14 protein-coding genes and 1 pseudogene are annotated in these 19,638 nt (G+C 61.4%); 6 read left to right on the top strand and 9 right to left on the bottom strand.

The window, feature by feature from the left end:
• Positions 1-298, top strand: a pseudogene (locus E4Q08_RS19340) (transposase); the annotation flags it as partial.
• Positions 299-422: 124 nt separating this feature from the next.
• Here the strand turns inward: E4Q08_RS19340 and E4Q08_RS19335 are convergent.
• From E4Q08_RS19335 to E4Q08_RS19320, 4 genes are all read right to left on the bottom strand, one after another.
• A complete protein-coding gene (locus tag E4Q08_RS19335; protein WP_169071563.1) occupies positions 423-2,339 on the bottom strand; it encodes a GGDEF domain-containing response regulator in 1,917 nt (638 codons plus the stop codon).
• Positions 2,340-2,534: 195 nt separating this feature from the next.
• Entirely contained in the window at positions 2,535-4,433 is a 1,899-nt protein-coding gene (locus E4Q08_RS19330; protein ID WP_169071562.1) for a propionate--CoA ligase, read from the bottom strand.
• A gap of 81 nt (positions 4,434-4,514) precedes the next feature.
• Complete coding sequence (locus tag E4Q08_RS19325) at positions 4,515-5,612, bottom strand: GGDEF domain-containing response regulator (RefSeq protein ID WP_169071561.1); 1,098 nt, start codon at positions 5,610-5,612, stop codon at positions 4,515-4,517.
• A 41-nt stretch (positions 5,613-5,653) separates the two neighbouring features.
• On the bottom strand, positions 5,654-6,649 hold the full coding sequence (locus tag E4Q08_RS19320; RefSeq protein ID WP_034916083.1) for an oxidoreductase: 996 nt from the start codon (positions 6,647-6,649) through the stop codon (positions 5,654-5,656).
• Between the two features lie 382 nt (positions 6,650-7,031).
• Here E4Q08_RS19320 and E4Q08_RS19315 point away from each other — a divergent pair, with 382 nt between their 5' ends.
• Positions 7,032-7,511, top strand: a complete 480-nt coding sequence (locus tag E4Q08_RS19315; RefSeq protein WP_211203494.1) for a C40 family peptidase — start codon at positions 7,032-7,034, stop codon at positions 7,509-7,511.
• Positions 7,512-7,613: 102 nt separating this feature from the next.
• Here the strand turns inward: E4Q08_RS19315 and E4Q08_RS19310 are convergent, their stop codons facing one another.
• Both E4Q08_RS19310 and E4Q08_RS19305 read right to left on the bottom strand, forming a co-directional pair.
• Positions 7,614-9,032 carry an FkbM family methyltransferase gene (locus E4Q08_RS19310; protein WP_169071560.1) on the bottom strand — a complete coding sequence of 473 codons (1,419 nt, stop codon included), beginning with the start codon at positions 9,030-9,032 and terminating at the stop codon, positions 7,614-7,616.
• Between the two features lie 104 nt (positions 9,033-9,136).
• Positions 9,137-9,928 (bottom strand): esterase/lipase family protein, encoded by a 792-nt coding sequence (locus tag E4Q08_RS19305; protein WP_169071559.1) that lies wholly within the window; start codon positions 9,926-9,928, stop codon positions 9,137-9,139.
• A 500-nt stretch (positions 9,929-10,428) separates the two neighbouring features.
• On the opposite strand from E4Q08_RS19305, the gene E4Q08_RS19300 reads away from it, so the two are divergent.
• Positions 10,429-11,871, top strand: a complete 1,443-nt coding sequence (locus E4Q08_RS19300) for an SPOR domain-containing protein (protein WP_034909081.1) — start codon at positions 10,429-10,431, stop codon at positions 11,869-11,871.
• 213 nt (positions 11,872-12,084) lie between these two features.
• On the opposite strand, the gene E4Q08_RS19295 is transcribed toward E4Q08_RS19300, so the two are convergent.
• Positions 12,085-13,110, bottom strand: a complete 1,026-nt coding sequence (locus E4Q08_RS19295; protein ID WP_169071558.1) for a Fe(3+) ABC transporter substrate-binding protein — start codon at positions 13,108-13,110, stop codon at positions 12,085-12,087.
• 277 nt (positions 13,111-13,387) lie between these two features.
• On the opposite strand from E4Q08_RS19295, the gene E4Q08_RS19290 reads away from it, so the two are divergent.
• On the top strand, positions 13,388-14,659 hold the full coding sequence (locus tag E4Q08_RS19290) for a glycoside hydrolase family protein (RefSeq protein ID WP_169071557.1): 1,272 nt from the start codon (positions 13,388-13,390) through the stop codon (positions 14,657-14,659).
• Between the two features lie 105 nt (positions 14,660-14,764).
• On the opposite strand, the gene E4Q08_RS19285 is transcribed toward E4Q08_RS19290, so the two are convergent.
• Entirely contained in the window at positions 14,765-16,183 is a 1,419-nt protein-coding gene (locus E4Q08_RS19285) for an aminotransferase-like domain-containing protein (protein ID WP_169071556.1), read from the bottom strand.
• Between the two features lie 148 nt (positions 16,184-16,331).
• Here E4Q08_RS19285 and E4Q08_RS19280 point away from each other — a divergent pair, with 148 nt between their 5' ends.
• Positions 16,332-16,691: a DUF2917 domain-containing protein gene (locus E4Q08_RS19280; RefSeq protein ID WP_169071555.1), complete on the top strand. Its 360-nt coding sequence runs from the start codon at positions 16,332-16,334 to the stop codon at positions 16,689-16,691.
• Positions 16,692-16,741: 50 nt separating this feature from the next.
• Here the strand turns inward: E4Q08_RS19280 and E4Q08_RS19275 are convergent, their stop codons facing one another.
• Positions 16,742-18,154, bottom strand: a complete 1,413-nt coding sequence (locus tag E4Q08_RS19275; protein ID WP_169071554.1) for a caspase family protein — start codon at positions 18,152-18,154, stop codon at positions 16,742-16,744.
• 267 nt (positions 18,155-18,421) lie between these two features.
• On the opposite strand from E4Q08_RS19275, the gene E4Q08_RS19270 reads away from it, so the two are divergent.
• Positions 18,422-19,591 carry a DUF2934 domain-containing protein gene (locus tag E4Q08_RS19270; protein WP_034911315.1) on the top strand — a complete coding sequence of 390 codons (1,170 nt, stop codon included), beginning with the start codon at positions 18,422-18,424 and terminating at the stop codon, positions 19,589-19,591.
• The last annotated feature ends 47 nt before the right edge of the window (positions 19,592-19,638 follow it).

The raw sequence follows: 19,638 nt of genomic DNA, 5'->3' as shown, positions 1-19,638 counted from the left end.
ATGCGCAGATTGGCAAGTTGGTCGGAGTCGCTCCATTAAACGCGGGACAGTGGTCGCCACAAGGGTAAGCGCATCACCTGGGGTGGTCGAGCGACGGTCCGTACCGCTTTATACATGGCGGCCTTAAGTGCCATACGTTACAACCCCGTCATCAAGACCTTTTATGAACGTTTGCTTGCTAACGGAAAACTCAAAAAAAGTCGCGCTGGTCGCTTGCATGCACAAGATGCTGACGATCATGAACGCCATAGTCAAATCGGGTATTCCGTGGAATCCAGAGCATGCAAAATGCGCCTAAAAAAAGCTTGACTGGGAACACAGTTGCTCCCCCGCGAGGGGGAGGGGAGATTTGTGAGTCGCATACGCGAATTTCACATTAAGTGGGTAGCCGTTTGCTGCTGTGCTGATCGACCATTCGTCAACTAGCTGCGACGACGCGGTTGCGACCGCTCTTCTTGGCCTGGTAGAGCGCGGCGTCGGCGGTCTCGATCAACGCCTGACTGTCTTTTTTCCCCGCCATTGAGGTGGGCGACGCCGATGCTCAGGGTGACCGGAATCGTTTGATTCTCCCAGAGAAAGCTGTACTTTTCGACGACGCTGCGGATCCGTTCGGCGATCTGGACCGCTGCGCGGATACTGGCATTGGGGAGAACGGCGGCAAATTCCTCGCCGCCATAACGAAAGACCAGATCCTCGACGCGTGAGGTGCGTTTGAGCAGGTCGGCGAGCTGGCGCAGGACGGCATCGCCCGCGGCATGACCGTGCGTGTCGTTGATGCGTTTGAAGTGGTCGATGTCGAGCAGCAGGCAGGCCATCGGCAGGCTGTTGGATTGGGCAAAAGCCCACTCCGAGGCGAGAAAATCAAGGCCGTGGCGGCGGTTGGGAAGCTGCGTCAGGGGGTCGGTGAGGGCTTCCTGCAGCAGGCGCTTGTGGGTGACTGCAAACTCGTCGGTCGAGCGCATGATGCCGCGGCGTTCGCGCTGGATTTCTTCGCGCAGCAGCAGCATCCGCGTTGCGGTATTGAGGCGGACGCGCAGGGTCTGGATACTCAGTGGTTTGACGAGCACGTCGTCGGCACCAGCATCGATGGCTTCGAGAATCAGCCTCTCACTTCCCGGCGACGCCAGCAGCAGCGCATAGCTCTCCTTGCCAGCCGAGGTCTGACGCAGCAGGCGGCAGAAAGCTGCCGGTTTCAGACCGGGCATGGCCATGTCGGCAATCACGATCTGGGCCGGCTGGCGCAGGGCTTGCTTCAGTCCTTCAGGGCTATGGTCGACCGGCGTTGGCTGATGACCCAGACTTTCGATCTGTTCGGTCAGATTAGGCAGTTCCGTCTGCGGAATGCCGACTAGCTGCACCTGCAGGCGCGGCGAAGCGAGCTTGCCGTTCTGTTCGGGGCTGGAGGAGCTGACACGCAGGCTTGGCGGACTGGCAGCAAGAATCTCGGCGAAAGGCGGGATCTCCTGGGTGCGAACCTGCAGCATCGCACCCCACTCACGCCAGCGGCGGACCATCCGATCGACCACATCGTTGAGTGCATCACCGCTGATACCCAGGCGTGCGGCGCGCGTCAGCAGGCCGGGCAGGAGACTCCAGCGCGCCTCTTCGTTGGCCATGCAGACTTCCGAGAGCGAACGCGCAAAGTTCAGCGAGTGGGTGAGCGTCAGCACCCGTGAGCCATCGCGAAAGCCGGCGAGATCCGGTTGCTCATGATGGTAGGCGGCCTGAATCAGCATGTCGGGCAGGCCCCACTCGGCGAGCATCGTGGCGCCTAGCTGATGATAGTCCATGTTGAAAGATTCGCGCTCAAGGTCCGCTAGCTGGCCATTCCTTTCCCTGGCCTTGAGCAGCACGATGGCGTACTCGCCGGGGTACAGCGAAGCCATGGCGAGCTCGCCGACCCGCGCCAGGAGTCCGATGGTGAACAGCTCCTCGCTCGAAATCTGTGCATAATGCGCGAGTTCCTGGCAGGCAATGGCGGTGGCCAGGGAACGTCCCCAGAAACCCGCGTAATCAAACTCAGCGCATTGACCGCTGGTATGGCTATGCATCACCGACAGGCCGATCACCAGGTCACGCACCCGGAAAGCGCCGAGGGCGACGATGGCGCGCTGCAGCGAGACAATCGGTCGCGTACGGCCGAATGCGGCGGCATTGGCAAACTTGAGCAGACGCCCGGCGATGGCGGGGTCGGACTGAACCAGTCGCACCAGGTCGGAGACCCGGAAATCATCCCGCTGCAAGAGCTTGATGATCGAAAAGGCAACACCTTTCGGTGATGGCAACTTGCCCGTTGCCTTCATCGAGCGATAGCGGTCGGGGTCGACAAATTTGATCAAGAAGGCCTCAGGTTCAAAGTTTCCAGGCGATTATGCTACAAAAAGCCCGGCCATTGGCGGAGCGGGTTTTGCCTCTTGCCCGAGTTCCCGTACCGACTGCCGTTGCACAGCATCTGCACAAAAAAAAAAGCCTGCCGCCCGTGCAGGCGGCAGGCAAATCCTGGCAACTGGTCGCCAGTTCTTACAGGGTTTCGATCAGGTCTTGCTGCCCAGCGCAAGCTGCAACTGCTCGAGGGCCTTGGGATCCTCGATGGTCGTCAGATCACCCGGATCGCGGCCTTCGGCGAGCGCCTGGATCGAGCGGCGCAGCAGCTTGCCGGAACGGGTTTTGGGCAGTACCGTCACGAAGTGTACGCGGCTCGGGCGAGCGATTGCGCCGAGGCTCTCGTCCACCTGCTTCATGACCGCCTTTTCGAGCGCTGCCGCCAGTTCCGGTGTGGCGATGCTGTCGGCGTTCTTCACCACCGCAAAAGCCATTGGCATTTGACCCTTGAGCTGGTCGGCAACGCCGACCACGGCCACTTCGGCAATCGCCGAATGTCCCTGGATGGCCTCCTCGATTTCACGAGTCCCGAGACGGTGGCCGGCAACGTTGATCACGTCGTCGGTGCGGCCGAGGATGTAGTGATAGCCGTCCTTGTCCTTGATACCCCAGTCGAACGAGGAGTAGACCTGCGGTTCGCGGAACAGCGTGAAGTAGGTCGAGACAAAGCGCGCATCGTCGCCCCAGACGGTGGACAGGCAACCCGGTGGCAGCGGCGGCAGGATGCCGACGATCCCTTTTTCGTCCGGGTCACAGATCGTGCCGTCCTCGCGGAAGATCTTGAGGTTGTAACCATAGACCGGGAAGCTCGGCGTGCCGAAGCGGATCTCGGTCTTTTCGACCCCCGGCATTGCCGACAGGATCGGCCAGCCGGTTTCGGTCTGCCAATAGTTGTCGATCACCGGCAGGCCGAGTTCGCCCATGATCCACTCGTGCGTCGGCTGGTCGAGTGGTTCACCGGCGAGGAACAGGTGCTTGAGACTCGACAGATCATACTTGTGCATGTACGAGTTGTCGTGTTTCTTGAGGACGCGCGCCGCGGTCGGGGCCGAGAACATGACGTTGACTTTGTACTTCTCGACGATCTGCCACCAGATGCCCGGATCGGGGCGCAGCGGCGTGCCTTCGTACATGATCGTGCACATGCCGCCGATCAGCGGGCCATAAATGATGTACGAGTGGCCGACGACCCAGCCGATGTCGGAGGTGGCGAAATAGGTCTCGCCCTCGTTGCCGCAAAAGATGTACTTCAGTGTCGAGGCCAGCGCCACTGCGTAGCCACCGGTGTCCCGCTGCACCCCCTTGGGTTTGCCTGTGGTGCCGGAGGTATAGAGGATGTACGACGGTTCCGAGGACTCCAGCCAGGTAACCGGTACTTCGGCGTCCATGAACTGGGCACGCAGCGTTGCGTAGTCGACGTCGCGGCCTTCGACCTTGTTGAAACCCTTATCCAGACCCCGGTCGACCATCAGCACTTTGCCTGGCTTGTGTTCCGCCAGGGAGATCGCTTCGTCGAGCAGGTCCTTGTAGGGTACGGCCCTGCCACCGCGCATGCCGGCGTCCGACGAGACCACCAGTTTCGGTGTTGCATCGTCGATACGCGTGGCCAGCGATCCGGAAGCGAAACCGCCGAAGACCACCGAGTGGATGGCGCCGATGCGTGCGCAGGCAAGCATGGCGAACATCGCTTCGGCGATCATCGGCATGTAGACCAGGACGCGGTCGCCCTTGCCGACACCGAGGCTCTGCATGACCGCCGCCATGCGCATGACTTCCTGCTTGAGTTCGATAAAGGAATAAACGACTTCCTGGTCGGTTTCAGTCGAGATGAAGACCAGCGCGCGGTCATTCGGGCGCTTGGCGGCGTGACGATCGACCGCGTTGTAGCAAAGATTGGTCTCGCCGCCCACAAACCACTTGGCGAACGGCGGGCGGGAAAAGTCGAGAACCTGAGTAAACGGCTTGTGCCAGTCGATGCTTTTGGCCTCTTCACCCCAGAAGGCGTCCGGTTGTTCGATTGATTTTTTGTGAAACTCTTGGATTGTCGTCATGAGACTCCCTCTTCAAAAATGTGATCCACCTGCACTGGTGGAAACTACGCTTGCCGAGTGTCTTGGACCTCGTGCTCCCGGTCAAGGATCTTTTTTTCGAATATCTGCCATAGGCAGGCCCAACTTCAACTCCCCTTCCAGCAGTTCCAGAAAGGGTAGTACCTCTTTGCCGAGATGGACGAGATGCGGGATCACCGCCCTCGCACGGCCCGTCCTGATCAGGTCGATGGCATGGCCAAGCCTGGGTACCGGGATCTCGGTCAATGGTTTCTCGACACAGGCGACGACGCGGTTGCCGCCGGCCTGTTGTGCAATCTTGAGGCGCTCACCTGCGAGGCTGAGCAGCGACGCTGCGGAGGCTACCCGATCGACCGGAGTATTGGCGACGCCAATGCTGATCGATAGCTCGAGGCGATGCCCGTGCACGGCAATCTTGGCGACCGCAAAGGCTTCGCGCAGGCGATTGGCGAAGGCCTTGCAGGCAGGATAGGGTGTACCCAGCGAGACTACCGCCAGCTCGCTATCGGAATAGTGGCCCAGGCAGTCTTCCGTCCGCACCTTTTGCGCCAGCATGCTCACGAAACGTTTCTGCAGTTCTTTGACCAGTTCGTCACCATGTGCCTCGCGCAGCACGTCGAAGCGATCGAAGGCCATCACCAGCAGGCTTGCCGGTACTCCGTGCCGCTGCGTATATGACAGGGCATGCATCGCCTGCATGTCGACGTGCTGGCGAGTCGGCAGTCCGGTATCCGGATGGAGTCCGGGGCTATCCCGGAGGTTGTTCTGCGCATGTACCAACTGCAGTAGCGAAGCGATACGAGCGAGTAGTTCGGTGGCGCCAATTTCCCTGCGGATGAAGTCGGAGGCCCCCAGTTCCCTGGCACGCTGATGTACCTCTTCATTGTCGCCAGCGATCATCAACACCGGCATCTGACGCAGGCGGGCAAGCCGGGATGCGCGAATTCTCGCCAGCAGACCGTCGCCATCGAGCATCGGCATCGACAAGGCGCAGATCACCAACTGGATGGAATGGTCGAGAACCAGCGCCTGCCAACCAGCTTCGCCGTTGACTTCCTCGCGGAAATCGTAGCACTCGCGGACCTGCTTGATGAGGGTCGCACGCGCCATCCGCGATTCATCGACAATCAGGATGCGAGGCCGCTGCTTCGGGTTGTCCATCGATTCTCGGGATTCGTTTCAGGCTTCGTGCTCGGCGCCATTCAGGCGCCGGCAATTTCGACCACAACACGACCGCGAACACGACCCTTGAGGTAATCGTCGAAGACTCCTGGTAAATCATCGAAAGGGATGGTACGCGCCATATCCTGTAGATGTTGTGGCCGCAGATCGCCGGCCAGGCGTTGCCAGACGCCGTTGCGATACGGCTCGCCGATGTAGCCCGAGTCAATCCCGAGCAGGCAGGCGCCGCGCAGGATGAAGGGCATGACCGTGGTGTTGAGTGTGTGACTGGCAGCAAGACCGATGCTGGCGATCGTTCCTCCCTGTTTCATGGTGCTGACGATCCACGCCAGGACCTCTCCACCGAGGTTGTCAACGGCTCCTGCCCAGAGTGCCTTGTCGAGTGGCCGAATGCGCGTCAGATCGAGTGCCGAGCGGAACATCACCGCCTTCGCGCCGAGGCCCTTCAGATAATCGGCTTCATTTTCCTTGCCGGTCAGGGCGGTGACCTGATAGCCCCGCGTGGCCAGCATGTCCACTGCCAGGCTACCGACGCCACCGGTCGCACCGGTGACGATAAGCGGGCCCTTGCTCGGGTTGAGGCCATTTTCTTCCATGCGCACGACCCCCAGAGCGGCGGTAAACCCGGCCGTTCCCAGGGCCATGGCCGCATGCAGCGACAGTCCGGAAGGGAGCGGGACCACCCAGTCTGCGGGCACCCTGGCGTACTCGGCATAGCCACCATGGTGGGCGACGCCAATATCGAAGCTCGTCGCAATCACGGCATCACCCGTCCGGAAGCGAAGGTCGCTGCTGTTTGTGACGGTACCCGAGAGGTCGATGCCGCCGACGCAGGGGTAACGGCGGATGATTCGGCCGGCACCGGTGGCCGCCAGCGCATCCTTGTAATTCACGCTGGAGTAGGCAACCTTGATGGTGACCTCGCCCGGGTCCAGTTGCGACTCGTCCATGGCGACAAAGCCTGCTCGCGTCAGACCTTCCTGTTCCTCGATCAGATAAGCCTTGAAAGGACTCATGCACACTCCATGTGGTGGATCGTATGGCACAACGACAGCGGCGGACAAGCTCCCGTGTCAGCAACGGCCGCCGATTATAAACACAAACCCCGGTACTTTTGAGTATCAGAACGGTCCTCCCCCACCCTGCCGAAGCGGGTTGCTGAAGGGAAAAAACGCCGCGCCCGCAGACTATACCGTGTTCCGTCAGGCAATCCCATGTGCAGTGCAGCATCGGGTTGATGCGCAATTTTTTGCAGTTTTTTAAATTTAAATTAACGTGTTACATGGATTGCTTCAACTGTTTTCTGCTGCAACAGCAGTTCAACTGAGGGTTTACATTGTGACATTTTTCACATAAATTTCGTTCCCATGCCTAGAAAAAAACACTCTTACCTCGCTTTTGAGCGCCGCCCTGATTGCTCTTTCAGGGGTTGGCCTGGCCCAAGCAAGCGAACAGCAACAGTCTGTAGAAGAGCCTTCGCTGCTTGAACGTTATACCAGCAGCGCGCAGGATCTGATCCTCAAGGGCTTCGAACTGATCGGGATCAACTATCGCTTCGGCGGCACCAATCCGGATACCGGTCTCGACTGCAGCGGTTTCGTGCAGCTCGTTTTCAAGGAGGCAATCGGCATTCTGCTGCCGCGCAGCGCTCGCGAGCAAAGCGAGGTGGGTGCGGTCATCGCTCCGCATGAGCTGAAGCCCGGCGACCTCGTCTTCTTCAACACCATGCGACATGCATTCTCGCATGTCGGTATCTATCTTGGCGATAACCGCTTCATGCATGCGCCGCGCACGGGCGCTGAAGTTCGCGTCGAAGACATGCGTCAGAGCTACTGGATCCAGCGTTATAACGGGGCGCGTCGCCTGCTGACGCGTTAAGAAGAACCTCTTTCGTTGGCCCAGGAAACGACGCGTTGCTTAGTCGTGCACCAGAATCACCGTGTCCTGCATGTCCCGATACAGCAAAAGTGCGCTGCGATACTACGCAGGCAGCCCCAGTCGCTCCTGTAACAAGCGCAAACGGCGCTCCATCTCGCTGCTGCCAAACCCCAGCTCTCGGATGATTTGCAGGCGCTGCAGCGCTGAGGCGCCAGTGTAGAAAGAAGAAAAAGAGCCGATCCGCTCCAGTTCTTCCAGAGCGGCTGCCAGTACCCAGTTGCCGATGGCCTCACCAGGGACGACGGAATCGAAGTGTTCGCCCGGTGCGAGAAATGGTTCGCTGGTGTCCACCTGCTGCTGCTGAAGGATCGTCGTGCACAGTTGTGTCAGTGCGTTTACGGCAATGGATCTGGCGCCGTACTCCCTGGCTGCTCGCGCCAGGCTGGCCAGTCGCAAGTGCGAAGACTGATGCTCGCAGAGCTTCTCGAAGCAGCGAAAACAGGCTTCGAGCGCAAGGAAACGCGTCGTCGCCGACAAGGACGGATCCCGGCTGAGGGCATGGAGGGACAAGGCATGCGCCACCTCTGCACTGCCCCCGGAATTCATCGTCACTTCCCATTCATCCGCGAGTTGTGCGCCATAAGGTAATCCGACAATGGCTTGCTGCCAGCCATGGACATGTCGACCGTCATCCGTATCGAGAAGACGTCTGATCTCCTCCTCCGCGCTTCCCAGTTCGGCTGAATCCAGCAGAACACCGCGTGCAGCAAGTCGTGCGGCGCGATCAGGCTTGCAGCAGAACAAATTGAGCAGGAACCCATCCACCTGTGCCTCAGGGTTGAAGGGTACCAGCAGGTCGAGTCCGGGAACCAGCCGATAGGATGCGTAGCCAAGTGCTGCGAAGGCTTCTACCAGGTGCATGTGCAGCTCGGCGCCCGCCTTGATTTCGTACTGGACCAGCGGTGACAGCCGCGAGAAAAAGTGTTCGCCGCCCTTCAGGATATTGGCCTCTTCACCCTCGGCGTCGATCTTGACAAACTCGATATCCTGCCAGCCATAGGTCTCCAGGCATTCGTCAAGCGTCACCAGAGAGACTGTCTCGGTCGCGCTCGTTGCAGCGGCGGGGCCATGCACCAGTGCGTTCAACTCCGAGTGTTCGCTCAGCGATAGTTGGGCAGTGCCACTTGCGGACGAAAGCGCGCATTGTGCAAGGGTGATCTGCGCGAAACCGTTGGCGGCAATCCCTTCCGCAAGAAGATGTGCCGTGTCGGATGCTGGCTCGAAGGCCCAGACGTGCCCTGTCGGCCCCACCGTGTTTGCCATGCACAGGGCGTAAACACCGTAGTTGGCGCCGATGTCGATGACCTGCTGGCCCGCTTGCAGCAAACGGCGAAGAAACTTGATTTCGTCCTCGAACCAGTCCTGCTGCTCGCGCAAGACATACGGGGTAATCAGTTCCAACGAGTCAGGCGTGACGATCCTGACCCCGTCAAACAAAGTGAGCGTAGTGGTGTAAGTCATCGATATTGGACCATTCAAGAAAAGTTAATAACCATACCGCTTCGCACCGACAGAAGCGAAGTGGCGAATCAGTCATGCGCCCTGTGCGCGCAGCGTCACACGGATCAATAGCTGGCGCGACGGCGCGGGTCGGGATAGAGATAGCTTCGAAACCCCGATCGATCGAATGGGCGCCACTCGCCTTCAGCCTGCGCGAGGCGATCGGCAATTGCATACAGTGTGGTCGGATTGAGGCCCATGCCGAGGTGACTGGCCTGCACCTCGATGTTGTCGGTATGCGGACTCTCGCGTTCGAGGCTGCACTGCCAGGCGACGACGCCGTCACTGCGGCTGAAGATCGAGGTCGTCGGCACCGGTGGCGGCGTGCGCAGCGGTTCGTGGAGGTCGGGAGCGCCGATCTTGTGGCCGGTTGCCCACTCGTAGATGCGCCAGGCGTTGGTCGCTTTCGGATGACCGGTAAACGGAGTTCCCATGGTGATCACCTGGCGAACGACATCGGGCCGCATCTTGGCCAGTTCGCGCGCATAGATGCCGCCCAAACTCCAGCCGATCAGACTGAGCGAGCGGCCGTGCTCGCGGGAGAGCCGGTCAAGGAGATCGAGGCATGCATTGATGACGCCCTCGCGTGGCCCGCGATTGATTCCCTGCCCCCAGGGGTAGACTGCGTAGCCGCGACTCTCCAGGTAATTGCGCAGCGGCAGTGTCGACAGGTCGCCGGTGATCAGACCGGGAAAAACCAGTACCGGATGCCCGTCGCCGCGCGGCGCCAGGCTCAGCAACGGCGTCGCTGCGATGCTTGCACCATATTCCCAGCCAACGCGCATCTCCAGCGCCAGCCGCACCCAGCCGGGCGAGCGCAGGAGGCCGAGGTCATACCACTGGTGGGGTTCGTACATACTTGTCCTCCTCCATTCCTGCCAGGCCTTGGCGGACAGTTGATCGGTTTGGCAATAACGGCTGTCGAGCAGGAACAGCCACGTCTCCTCAGGAAGATCCTGGACGGAAGTCAAGAGGTCGGCGCATTCCGATGGGACCGGTTGCCAGCATGCTCGCAGGTCACGACGACGTCTCGTACGGCACACAAACGCTCTTGCTCGCATTTTCCGGTCATCTTGCATGATTCCTTCGCTACAGGTCAAATAGGATTCGAACTGTTCGGCTGCCGCATCCCTAAAGGCATCCGTGCTTCTTGCCGCCCACTGCCCTGCACCACGCGTACGCTGTCCACGATTGACCACGGTTGATGGAGGAACATATACTGCCCTGTGGTGTCGGATTTTGTATCCTTCCAGGCATTCAGGAAAGGACGAGAATCGGTCAACTGCCGATACGATGCGCGCGAGTATGGCTTACATACGCAGACGCAAACCTGTAAATCCATTAAAGAGGCCCGACCATGACCCAAACCGCAGAACTGGCGCTTCCAAACGATGTGCAGCCTGAGACCGTACCCACCGAGCCACTGGACGCGTCGACGACCGAGATTCCTGGCATTGAACCCAGGATGGCCCAGTTGCTGGAACTTACGCAGGCCAGCGGTTCCAGCCTGATGCCGAAGGAAATCAATGCGCAACTTGACCGTCTGCTGCGCGACTACGACGAACTGACCGCGCTCTACGCCGAAAACAATCGCCGTATCGACAGCGAGTTGGCCGAAATCCGCCAGTCCGGCGGTGCAGTATCAAGCCTGGTGCATCAGCTCGGCGCCGATTTGCAGCAACAGAGCCGGTCCTTGGCCGGACATGCCGCAGCCACGGGACAACGCATCGATACGGTACGCGAAGAAGCTCGCGCCTGGCTGGCCGACTCGGAGCAGCGCTGGGACACCCGGCTTGCGGGTAACAACGCGCGCATCAGTTCGGATCTGGCGCAACTCGATGCCGGGCTGGGTTCGCTGCAAGCGCTGTTCACGGCGCAGGAGCAAATCATCGCCGAGCAACGCGTGCGCCTGGATCAGTTTGATCTCACCTATCAATTGCTGGATACCGCGACGCGCGGCAACAAGAGTCGCATCGAAGCGGTGCGGGAACAAGCCGAAAAGCAGCACGCGATCGTCGAAGCGCGGATCGAGGGTTTGAGCGCCTTGCAGCGCGAGCACCATGCCGAGTTTCAGACCTTGCAGGGGCTGGTCGGCGTCCTGCAGTCGGAGACTCGGCGCCTGGACGAGGAAATCGGCAAGGTCGCTACCGTACTGGCAGACCATCAGGGTGACACTCGCGACCAGTTCAAGTGGACCCATCTGGCGATCGCCGGCCTGCTGTTGCTGACCGTAGCGGGCTTCGCCCTGGTCAAGTGGGTGCCAGCCTTCGCCCCCGCAAGCTCCGAGTTGGCGATGGCGCAAAACCGGGCCCAGATCAGCGAAGTCAGCGGCCAGGTGGCTATCCTCTCCGCGCGAGAAACGGCCCGCCAGGAGACCGATGCGCGCCAGCAGGCGAGCATTGACCAGGTCTCGGGACAGGTTTCGGGTCTCGAGAAAAGCCTCAGCGATCTCCGTGCCGTGGTGCGGAATCTACAAGTGCAAAGTGCGGGCGCCGGGGTGGTGCATGACAGTCAGTGGATACTCCAGCAATACCCCAAGGCCTACACCGTGCAGTTGGTGACATCTCCCAGCCAGGCCGACATGGCGCGCTTCATCGACCGCAACGTGAAGCAGCTTGCCCTGGATTCACTGGCCTTTTCCATTACCGAGCGCGACCAGCGCACGAACTACAACCTGTTCTTCGGTGTATTCAGAACAGTCACGCAGGCGCGCGCCGCCATCGCAGCTCTGCCGCCTGAATTGCGTGCCAACGGACCCTGGGTGCGCCAGTTCCAGTCAGTGCAGGATTCCTTGCGCTGACCAAACGGTCATGACTTTGCAAGACACCCCCGATGATGAAAGTCATGACCGTTTCCCCTCTCCCCCCAACCCCTCCCCCGCGAGGGGGGAGGGGAGATTCGAGAGTCGCTCGCGACTTTCATAGTAACGCACGGTGCGGAGCGGGCCGATTCCGCACGCGCGCTGAACATGGCCAGCGGCCAGGAGGTTCGCAGGATCCGCTGACCGGATCGGTCAGCGGTAGCCGGCGCGGTCGAAAATCATTTGTGCCTTGGCGCGATACATCGCCAGCGATCCGACCGGCAAGGTATCGGCCTTGAACTTTCCGAGGGCTTCCAGTGCCGGGTTGCTCACCTTGACGCCTGCTACCACCGGCCATTCATTGTTGCCGTCGGCAAAATAGCGTTGTGCTCCGTCACTGGCCAGGTACTCCAGGAACTTGACCGCTGCCTCCCGGTGTGGGGCGTTTTTCAGGACGCCACCACCGGAAACATTGATATGGGCACCGCTGTCCTTCTGGTCAGGCCAGACGATAACGATCCTCTCCATCGTCTGGCGATCCTCGGGCTTGTCCGAACGCATCAGGCGCGCCAGATAGTAGGTGTTGGAGAGGGCTACAGCGCACTCGCCGGCAGCCACCGCCCGGATTTGATCGGTATCGCCACCTTTGGGCGGGCGGGCGAAGTTGGCAACCACCCCTCTTGCCCACTCCTCGGCTTTCGCCTCCCCCTGATGGGCAATGATCGAGGCCATCAGCGACAGGTTGTAGGGGTGGGAACCCGAGCGGGAGCAGACCTTGCCCTTCAGTCGAGGATTGGCAAGATCGCTGTAAGTCTGCAACTCCTCGGGCTTCACGGCACCTTTGGCGTAGATGATGACGCGCGCGCGGATGGAAAACGAGAACCAGTCACCCGTGCGCAAATGCGCGGGAATGCGGGCCTCCAGCAGCGGCGACCGCAACGGTGCAAACAATCCCATCTCGTGTGCTGCCGCCAGACGCGCGGCATCGACCGTCAACAGGACATCCGCTGGACTGTTGGCGCCCTCGTTGCGGATCCGTTCGAGCAACTCGTCTTCCTTGCCCTCGATACGCTTGATGGTGATTCCGGTCTGCTGTGTGAAGCCGTTGTACAGGGCTTCATCGGTCTGGTAATGGCGGGCCGAGTACAGGTTCAGCACCTTCTCCTGAGCCTGCGCACTCACAAGGGGTGCAGCGGCGAGCAGCAGGCTGATCAGCGTACGGGAAAGGGAAAAGTTCATGGCTATGGCTCCAGGCAGATCAATGCGGTTTGGTTTCGTCGGCCGCATGATAGCCGCTGTCTTGCTGTTTGTAAATGCGAATCGTTGTCGATAATAGGCAACAATCACTGGCCATTGGCTGGGATTGCGCTCGCCCGCCCGTGTGCGCCGCCCGCCTCCACGCCGCCCGGAACGAGGTGGTACAGGCTGAAATCGCGCCGGATGCGTTGCACACTGATACCATAGCCATTTGCGCCGGAGTGTCCGAACGGCTTGCGGCTTGGAAGGGGAGAGCATCATGAGAAGCAGTGTCACTGACCGGGCGATGGTCTGGTCGATCCTCGGGTCACTGACTCTGGGCATCGGGGCGGCGTTCGGGCAGAACGTTCCGCCGCCACAGAGCACCGCCGCCGCTGCGCTGGCGCCTGCAGCCAGCCGCCAGTCTTTCCGGAGAGTCACCGAGGATGCCGCCACACTTGCCGGCGGCCTGTCGGTGCAACTGAACAAGACCTTTCATCGCGAGGGCGAACCGCTGGTGTTTACCGTCGATATTCCGCGCGAGGGTTACCTCAATGTGCTCAGCGTCGGCCCCGATGACCTGCCGACCGTGCTCTTTCCCAACCAGCATCACCCCGACAACCGCGTTGCCGCCGGGCCATTCACGATTCCGACCGCGCAGATGAAGTTCGATCTGAAGGCCACCCCGCCTTACGGCGTAACGCTGGTGACGGCTTTCCTCAGCAAGGAGCCACTGGACTTCTACCAGAACGGGACCGGCGAACGTGACGAGCAGGGCGCGATGCAGGAACCGTTCGCGCGCCTTTCCGCTGCCAGCCGCAGCCAGCTCAGGCAACTGGCGGCGAAGAGTTTCGCAGCGCTACCGCGTGCCGCGCCGCTGCTCGGCGGCATGGCGTACGGAATGGTGTGCGCGAGCAGTGGTCCCTGCGACGCGGCGAGCACACCTGGCGCGCCCACTGAGTTCGAAGACAAGCTCACGCCGGGGATCCTGCTGGAAGACGAAGTGAGCCTGCCCAAGGGCATTCGGCCGCGCGCGGTTTACGACAAGGGCATCCGCCTGACCAAGGTGTCGGAGGGCTTCGTGCCGCGCCTGTATAACGATGCCGCACGCTACTGCAGCATCGCTTACGGCCACCTGGTCAAGAAGGCCCCCTGCGATGGCAAAGAACCTCCCGAGTTCCGGCGTGGCCTCGGCGAGCCGCGAGGTGAATCGCTGCTGGTCCAGGATCTGCGGCGGGCACAACTGGCGGTGATGGGCATGGTTACGACGGCGCTCAGCGACGGGCAGTACGCAGCGCTTTGTGATTTCACCTACAACGTCGGCGCGAGCAAGTTGCAGAAATCGACCTTGCTGAAAGCGGTCAATGCTGGCGAGCATGAGCGTGTGCCGTTCCAGTTGCGGCGCTGGATCAAAGCCAACGGCATGGAGCATGCTGGTCTGAAGACGCGCCGCGAACGCGAGATTCAGTTGTACTTCGAAGGCCTGCCGATTCCCAGGGTCCAGCCTGCCGACGAGGATTTGAGCGTCATCGACATCCGTACCGGGGAATAGCTGGTCCGGATCGATCTGCCAGCTCCTGGAGAGCATCCCGCCGAGTGGAGGCAGGAACACAGGAAACGCCGCAGGGCTTGAATAGCCGTGTGTCGCTGCCGAAAGTCAGCCCGCCATCAAGCCGCCGAGTCGCCGCACGGCGTCCTCGACCTCGGGCGTGTGCGGGTTGCCGCAGTTGAGCCGCAGACAGTTTCGGTACATGCCGCTGGCCGAAAAGAGTTCGCCCGGGACATAAGCAACGCCGGCTGCGATGGCGCGGTCGTAGAGCGCTGTGGTGTCCACCCCTTCGGGCAGTTCGACCCATAATACGAAGCCGCCCTGTGGTTCGGTGATGCGCGTGGCGGCGGGGAAGTGCCGGGCCACCGACGCGCGCATGGCGTCGACCTGGCGCTCGTAGGTGCGCCGCAGCCCGCGCATGTGGCGCGCGTAGGCACCCGATTCGAGGTACTCCGCGAGGACCTGCTGGGTGACCGGATTGGTGCCGCCGCTGGTGATCGTCTTGTGCAGGGCGACTTGCGCCCGGTAGCGGCCGGCGGCCACGAAACCGATCCGCAAGGCGGGCGACAGGCACTTGGAAAAAGACGAACAGAGCATCACATTGCCGGCCTTGTCGAAAGCCTTGAGCGGCCACGGGCGCTCGCTGCTGAAATGCAGATCGCCGTAGATGTCGTCTTCAATCACCGCCACGCCGCGTTCGGCCGTCAGCTTGGCCAGCCGGCGCTTGTGCTCGTCGGGCATGATGCTGCCGAGCGGGTTGCTGGCATTGGGCACCAGCAGGCAGGCTGCCACCCGGCTTTCGCGGGTGGCCAGATCAAGCGCTTCGATCGACAGGCCGGTGCGCGGATCGGTGGGAATTTCCAGCGCCTTGAGTCCCAGAATTTCGAGTAGTTGCAACATCAGGTGATAAGCCGGTGATTCGACCGCCACCGTGTCGCCGGGCCGGGTCACCGCGCGCAGGCAGAGTCCCAGGGCCTCGGTGCAGGAATTGGTGATCACGAATTCGCTGGCTGCCAGTGGTCCGGCCCAGCCCACCGAACACAGTACCAGTTGGCGAACCAGCGCCGGTTCGTCCATATTGATGTGGCTGCCGCCCTCGAGCAGCCGCGGATGGCGCCGCAAGACGCCGCCGTAGAGTCGCTGCAGCGCTGCCAGTGGCAGCAGCGTGCACGCCGGCAGTGCGGCCCCGAGCGGCACGACGCCTGGCTGCATGCCGGTTTGCAGCACGCGCATCAGACGCTGACTGACATCGACCGGCACCGGCGCCTCAGGGGTCGAGCGGGCGTTTGGTTGGGCGCGCGGCGCTGCCGCATGGCGCACGAAGTACCCGGACTGCGGCCTGGCTTCGACGAGCCCACGGTCCTCCAGCTGGTGCAGCGCCTGCAGTACCGTTGAAACCGAAAGCCGCCGCTCGCGCGACAGGCGCCGCACCGATGGCAGGCGTTCGCCCGGCCGCAAGTTGCCAGCGACGATGATTCCCCCCAGATCCTCCGCCAGCCGTTCGTAACGCAAAAGCTCGTTTTCCATTGGCATTACCAGTACAGTTGTCCCACACAATGACCAGCACAATTCGACAAGTTGCCAATTGTGCTGGTTACAATTTTGCTTCCTTGTAACTGTATCATGAATGCCGAACGTTCTACACTGCTCTTCGTCAACACAAGGAGAGACTGCCATGGACATCGACCTCTACAACAGCGAGCTTTGCCTTACCCACAACGCACCGATCCGGTTGCTGTCTGCCCGGGGTGTGCGCATCCACTGCACGGCTGGCGTGGTCTGGCTGACGGTCGCTGGCGAAGCCGGCGACATTCTGCTGCGGCCAGGGGAAAGTCACCTCGTTAGCGGCCACGGCCTGGCCTTGCTGGAAGCCATCGGCAGTGGTCAGGTCCGCTTCGAGAAAGCCGCCCAGCCCTTGCCGGCCTTCCTGCGCGCTCAGGTGCAGCGGCTGCTAGGGCGCGTTCCGGTCTGGCCGCTGCCTGCCCGGCGGTCGCCGCTCCCCTTGTCCGTGGCTGCCCGTCAGGTCAGTGCGTAGCCCTGTCCGCATGCGCGCCCCCGTCTTCTGCTCGCCACTTCCCTGCGCGGTCAGTTCGACTGAAAGCGGAAGATGCCTTGCTGGATCTGACCCGTTGCTTCAGCCTGATACTGGCCTGAGAAACCAGTGGGCGAACAGGCTCCGGCCATTTTCAGGATGAAACCTTCGTTCATCCGCCCCTGCAGCAGGCATTGTCCGCCCCGATATTGGCCCTGCAGGACACCGGTGGCGAACAAGGGCGGAAAGACGCGGATCGCTGCAGTCAGGCCTTCGCCGTTACGCCGCAACTGGAATTGCGCCTGCGCGCTGGTGCCGACGGTGAGGTTGGTGGCGGTGCCCTGCATCATCACCTCGAACGCCGCGAGTTGCTCGGGGGGCGGCCTCGTGATTGCCGGCGGTGCGGTCAGCGGCGCCGCCTTGCCCGGCGGCCGCTCACTCTCCGGCGCCGGCGTGGCGACCGGCTCGCGTTCCTTGAGTGATGCTGTTTTCAGCGCTGCCAGACGACGCCGGGCGATGGCGGCGAATTTACCGTCGGGGTACTGTTTGAGGTAGTCCTCGAAATCTGCCGGGTCCTGGCTGGTGCGCACCGATTCCCAGAGAGAAAGCTGCACCGCCATCGGGTCGACAGCGGCCGCTTTCGGTTCGGTCGCCGGCGCCGCCTGCGGCTGCACGATCACCGTCGTCGGCCCCATGAAAAAGTAGTCCTGTGTCAGCGAGGAATGGTCCCAGGGAATCTGCTTGCCATTGGTCTTTTCCTTCACCTGCAGGCGCACGCGGGTCAGCATCTGCCGCACTTCGAGTCCAGGCGCTTCGAGGTTCTTGAGCAGCGCTTCGGTGAAGGGACTATGGCCGGTCTGTCCGTCTTCGGCGACATTGCCCGGCTGTGTGGCAAAAACGATCAGCGAGCCCTCGCCAGCGGCGATTTGCGCCAGGCCACGTCCGACCGCGGCCGAACGGGTACCCATGCTGCGCGCCAGCGAACGTGAAAAAGGGTTGTCACGGCAAGCGTCAAGAAAGATCAGACTGACCGGAGTCGAGGTCTCCATCTGCGTCAGCACCAGATCAGCGTCGACGGCAGCAAAAGGCAAGGAACGTTCATTGTCGATCTTGGCATCCGCCGGCACCAGGTAGTTGCGGCCGCTGACCTGCAGGCCATGCCCGGCGTAGAAGAACAGACCGGCCCTGGCGCCCTGCAATTGATCGCCGAAGCGCTTGATCGCCTGTTCGAGACGCGTCTTGTCGGGATCGACGGCGAGTTCGACCTGGAAACCGAGCTTTTTCAGTGAATCAGCCACCGCGCGGGCGTCGTTGGGCGGATTCGGTAATGGTGGCGCATTCTGATACGCGCCGATGCCGACCACCAGAGCGACCTGCGCCTTGCTCGGCGCTGCGGCCGCAAGACTACAGACGAGCAGACCCAGCACGGCCGTCAGCAGACGCAGAAATGGCAGGACGGCAGGCATGACGGACTCCCCGGCAGCAATCAGGAGCAAAATCATACACCGCGCAGGGCTGGATACGCAGGACGGTCTCGATTCTTCACCGCCAGAAAGATCCACACCCGGATTGATGGACATCGTAAGATCCGGGCTACAGGCGGAACCTCAGCCCAATCCGAATTGGGAGACCAGTGCTGCAGCAGCGTCTTCCACGATTAAACTCTCCTGTTCACAGCATCGCTTTGCTTCGTTGCGGACTCCTTTCGCAGTACCTGATTTCCTGATCTTCACATGTTCTTCTCACTCCTGACCTTTGCCTCGGCTTTCTTGATCGAGGGACTCGGAACCTGGATTTCGATCATTGGCCTCTCCAGCCTCTTCAGTTCCAATCCGGTGATCATTGCCCTGGCCGCAGCTCTCGACGTCGGCAAGGTGGTCACCGTTTCCTTCCTGTACAAGCAGTGGACCACGGCACCCGTGATGCTCCGGATCTACATGATCCTGGCGACCGCGGTATTGATGCTGATCACCTCGGCTGGCGCGTTTGGGTACCTCTCTGCGGCGTTTCAGGGGGCCATCAAGGATACGAAGCAACAACAGATCCTGGTGGCCGCAGCCAAGGAGGAGAAGGCAAATCTGGAAGCGCGCAAGAAGGAGATCGATGCCCAGATCGGCAATCTTCCGGCGAACAACGTCCGCGGGCGTCAGAAGCTGATCAGCGCATTCCGGGCAGAATCCGACCGGGTCAACAGGCGCCTGGAGCAACTCAACGCGCAGTTGCCGAAAATGCAGGTGGAGCAGATCACGATCAACACGCACGCCGGGCCCATCGTATTCGTTTCGCAGGCGTTCCATGTTTCCATGGAGCAGGCCGTCAAGTACGTGATCCTGACCATCATCTTCGTGTTTGACCCGCTCGCGATCGCGCTTCTCATTGCCGGCAATTTCCTCTGGGGAGTGCATCTGCAATCGCTGCGTGCGTCGTCGCCGGCGACGCCACCCTCCGAGAAGGTACGGCGCCAGGAAAGCGTGGATAAGGGTGTCGAGGCATTGCCAGCGGCTCCGTCCACTGCCTGGGCAGACGCCGTCAGCGAGCCGATACCCCGTGCGGAAGCCCGCGAGGACAGTGGTGCACTCCAGGCTGCTGGCGTGGTTCAGTCGCCGGCGCAGACGAGCGAATCCGAGCCACCAGACCGGCAGGCCAGGGCTCACCCCGTAGAGCCAGCAGGTCCGGCCCAAGAGGTCGAAGGCTTGGCAGACGTCAAGATGGCTGAGATCGCAGCCACGGTGGATCAGCCCAGGCCGCAGACCCCGCCTGAGCAAGCCATTCGTGAGGCGGCCTATTATTTTGCCGAGAAGCGTCAATTCAAGGACGGCACCCCTGCCGACGATTGGGTTCTGGCAGAGCAGGCGCTCAAATCAGGTGCGCCGCTCCAAGCGGCGGATCGCGCCCCAGCCTGACCCCGCTGCTCTGTCCGAAGTGCGGCGATTCCCTGCTATGCTCACGC

Origin of the sequence: Candidatus Accumulibacter contiguus (assembly GCF_012940005.1) — a bacterium.
In the GTDB taxonomy this organism is placed as follows: Bacteria; Pseudomonadota; Gammaproteobacteria; order Burkholderiales; family Rhodocyclaceae; genus Accumulibacter; species Accumulibacter contiguus.
This window is presented reverse-complemented; position numbering and strand designations above follow the sequence as displayed.

Excerpts from the sequence above, each read along its gene's own strand:
- E4Q08_RS19280 (WP_169071555.1), top strand. The coding sequence starts at position 16,332 with ATGGACATCGACCTCTACAACAGCGAGCTTTGCCTTACCCACAACGCA.
- E4Q08_RS19310 (WP_169071560.1), bottom strand. The coding sequence starts at position 9,032 with ATGACTTACACCACTACGCTCACTTTGTTTGACGGGGTCAGGATCGTC.
- E4Q08_RS19300 (WP_034909081.1), top strand. The coding sequence starts at position 10,429 with ATGACCCAAACCGCAGAACTGGCGCTTCCAAACGATGTGCAGCCTGAG.
- E4Q08_RS19330 (WP_169071562.1), bottom strand. The coding sequence starts at position 4,433 with ATGACGACAATCCAAGAGTTTCACAAAAAATCAATCGAACAACCGGAC.
- E4Q08_RS19270 (WP_034911315.1), top strand. The coding sequence starts at position 18,422 with ATGTTCTTCTCACTCCTGACCTTTGCCTCGGCTTTCTTGATCGAGGGA.
- E4Q08_RS19305 (WP_169071559.1), bottom strand. The coding sequence starts at position 9,928 with ATGTACGAACCCCACCAGTGGTATGACCTCGGCCTCCTGCGCTCGCCC.
- E4Q08_RS19285 (WP_169071556.1), bottom strand. The coding sequence starts at position 16,183 with ATGGAAAACGAGCTTTTGCGTTACGAACGGCTGGCGGAGGATCTGGGG.
- E4Q08_RS19275 (WP_169071554.1), bottom strand. The coding sequence starts at position 18,154 with ATGCCTGCCGTCCTGCCATTTCTGCGTCTGCTGACGGCCGTGCTGGGT.
- E4Q08_RS19320 (WP_034916083.1), bottom strand. The coding sequence starts at position 6,649 with ATGAGTCCTTTCAAGGCTTATCTGATCGAGGAACAGGAAGGTCTGACG.
- E4Q08_RS19325 (WP_169071561.1), bottom strand. The coding sequence starts at position 5,612 with ATGGACAACCCGAAGCAGCGGCCTCGCATCCTGATTGTCGATGAATCG.
- E4Q08_RS19290 (WP_169071557.1), top strand. The coding sequence starts at position 13,388 with ATGAGAAGCAGTGTCACTGACCGGGCGATGGTCTGGTCGATCCTCGGG.
- E4Q08_RS19295 (WP_169071558.1), bottom strand. The coding sequence starts at position 13,110 with ATGAACTTTTCCCTTTCCCGTACGCTGATCAGCCTGCTGCTCGCCGCT.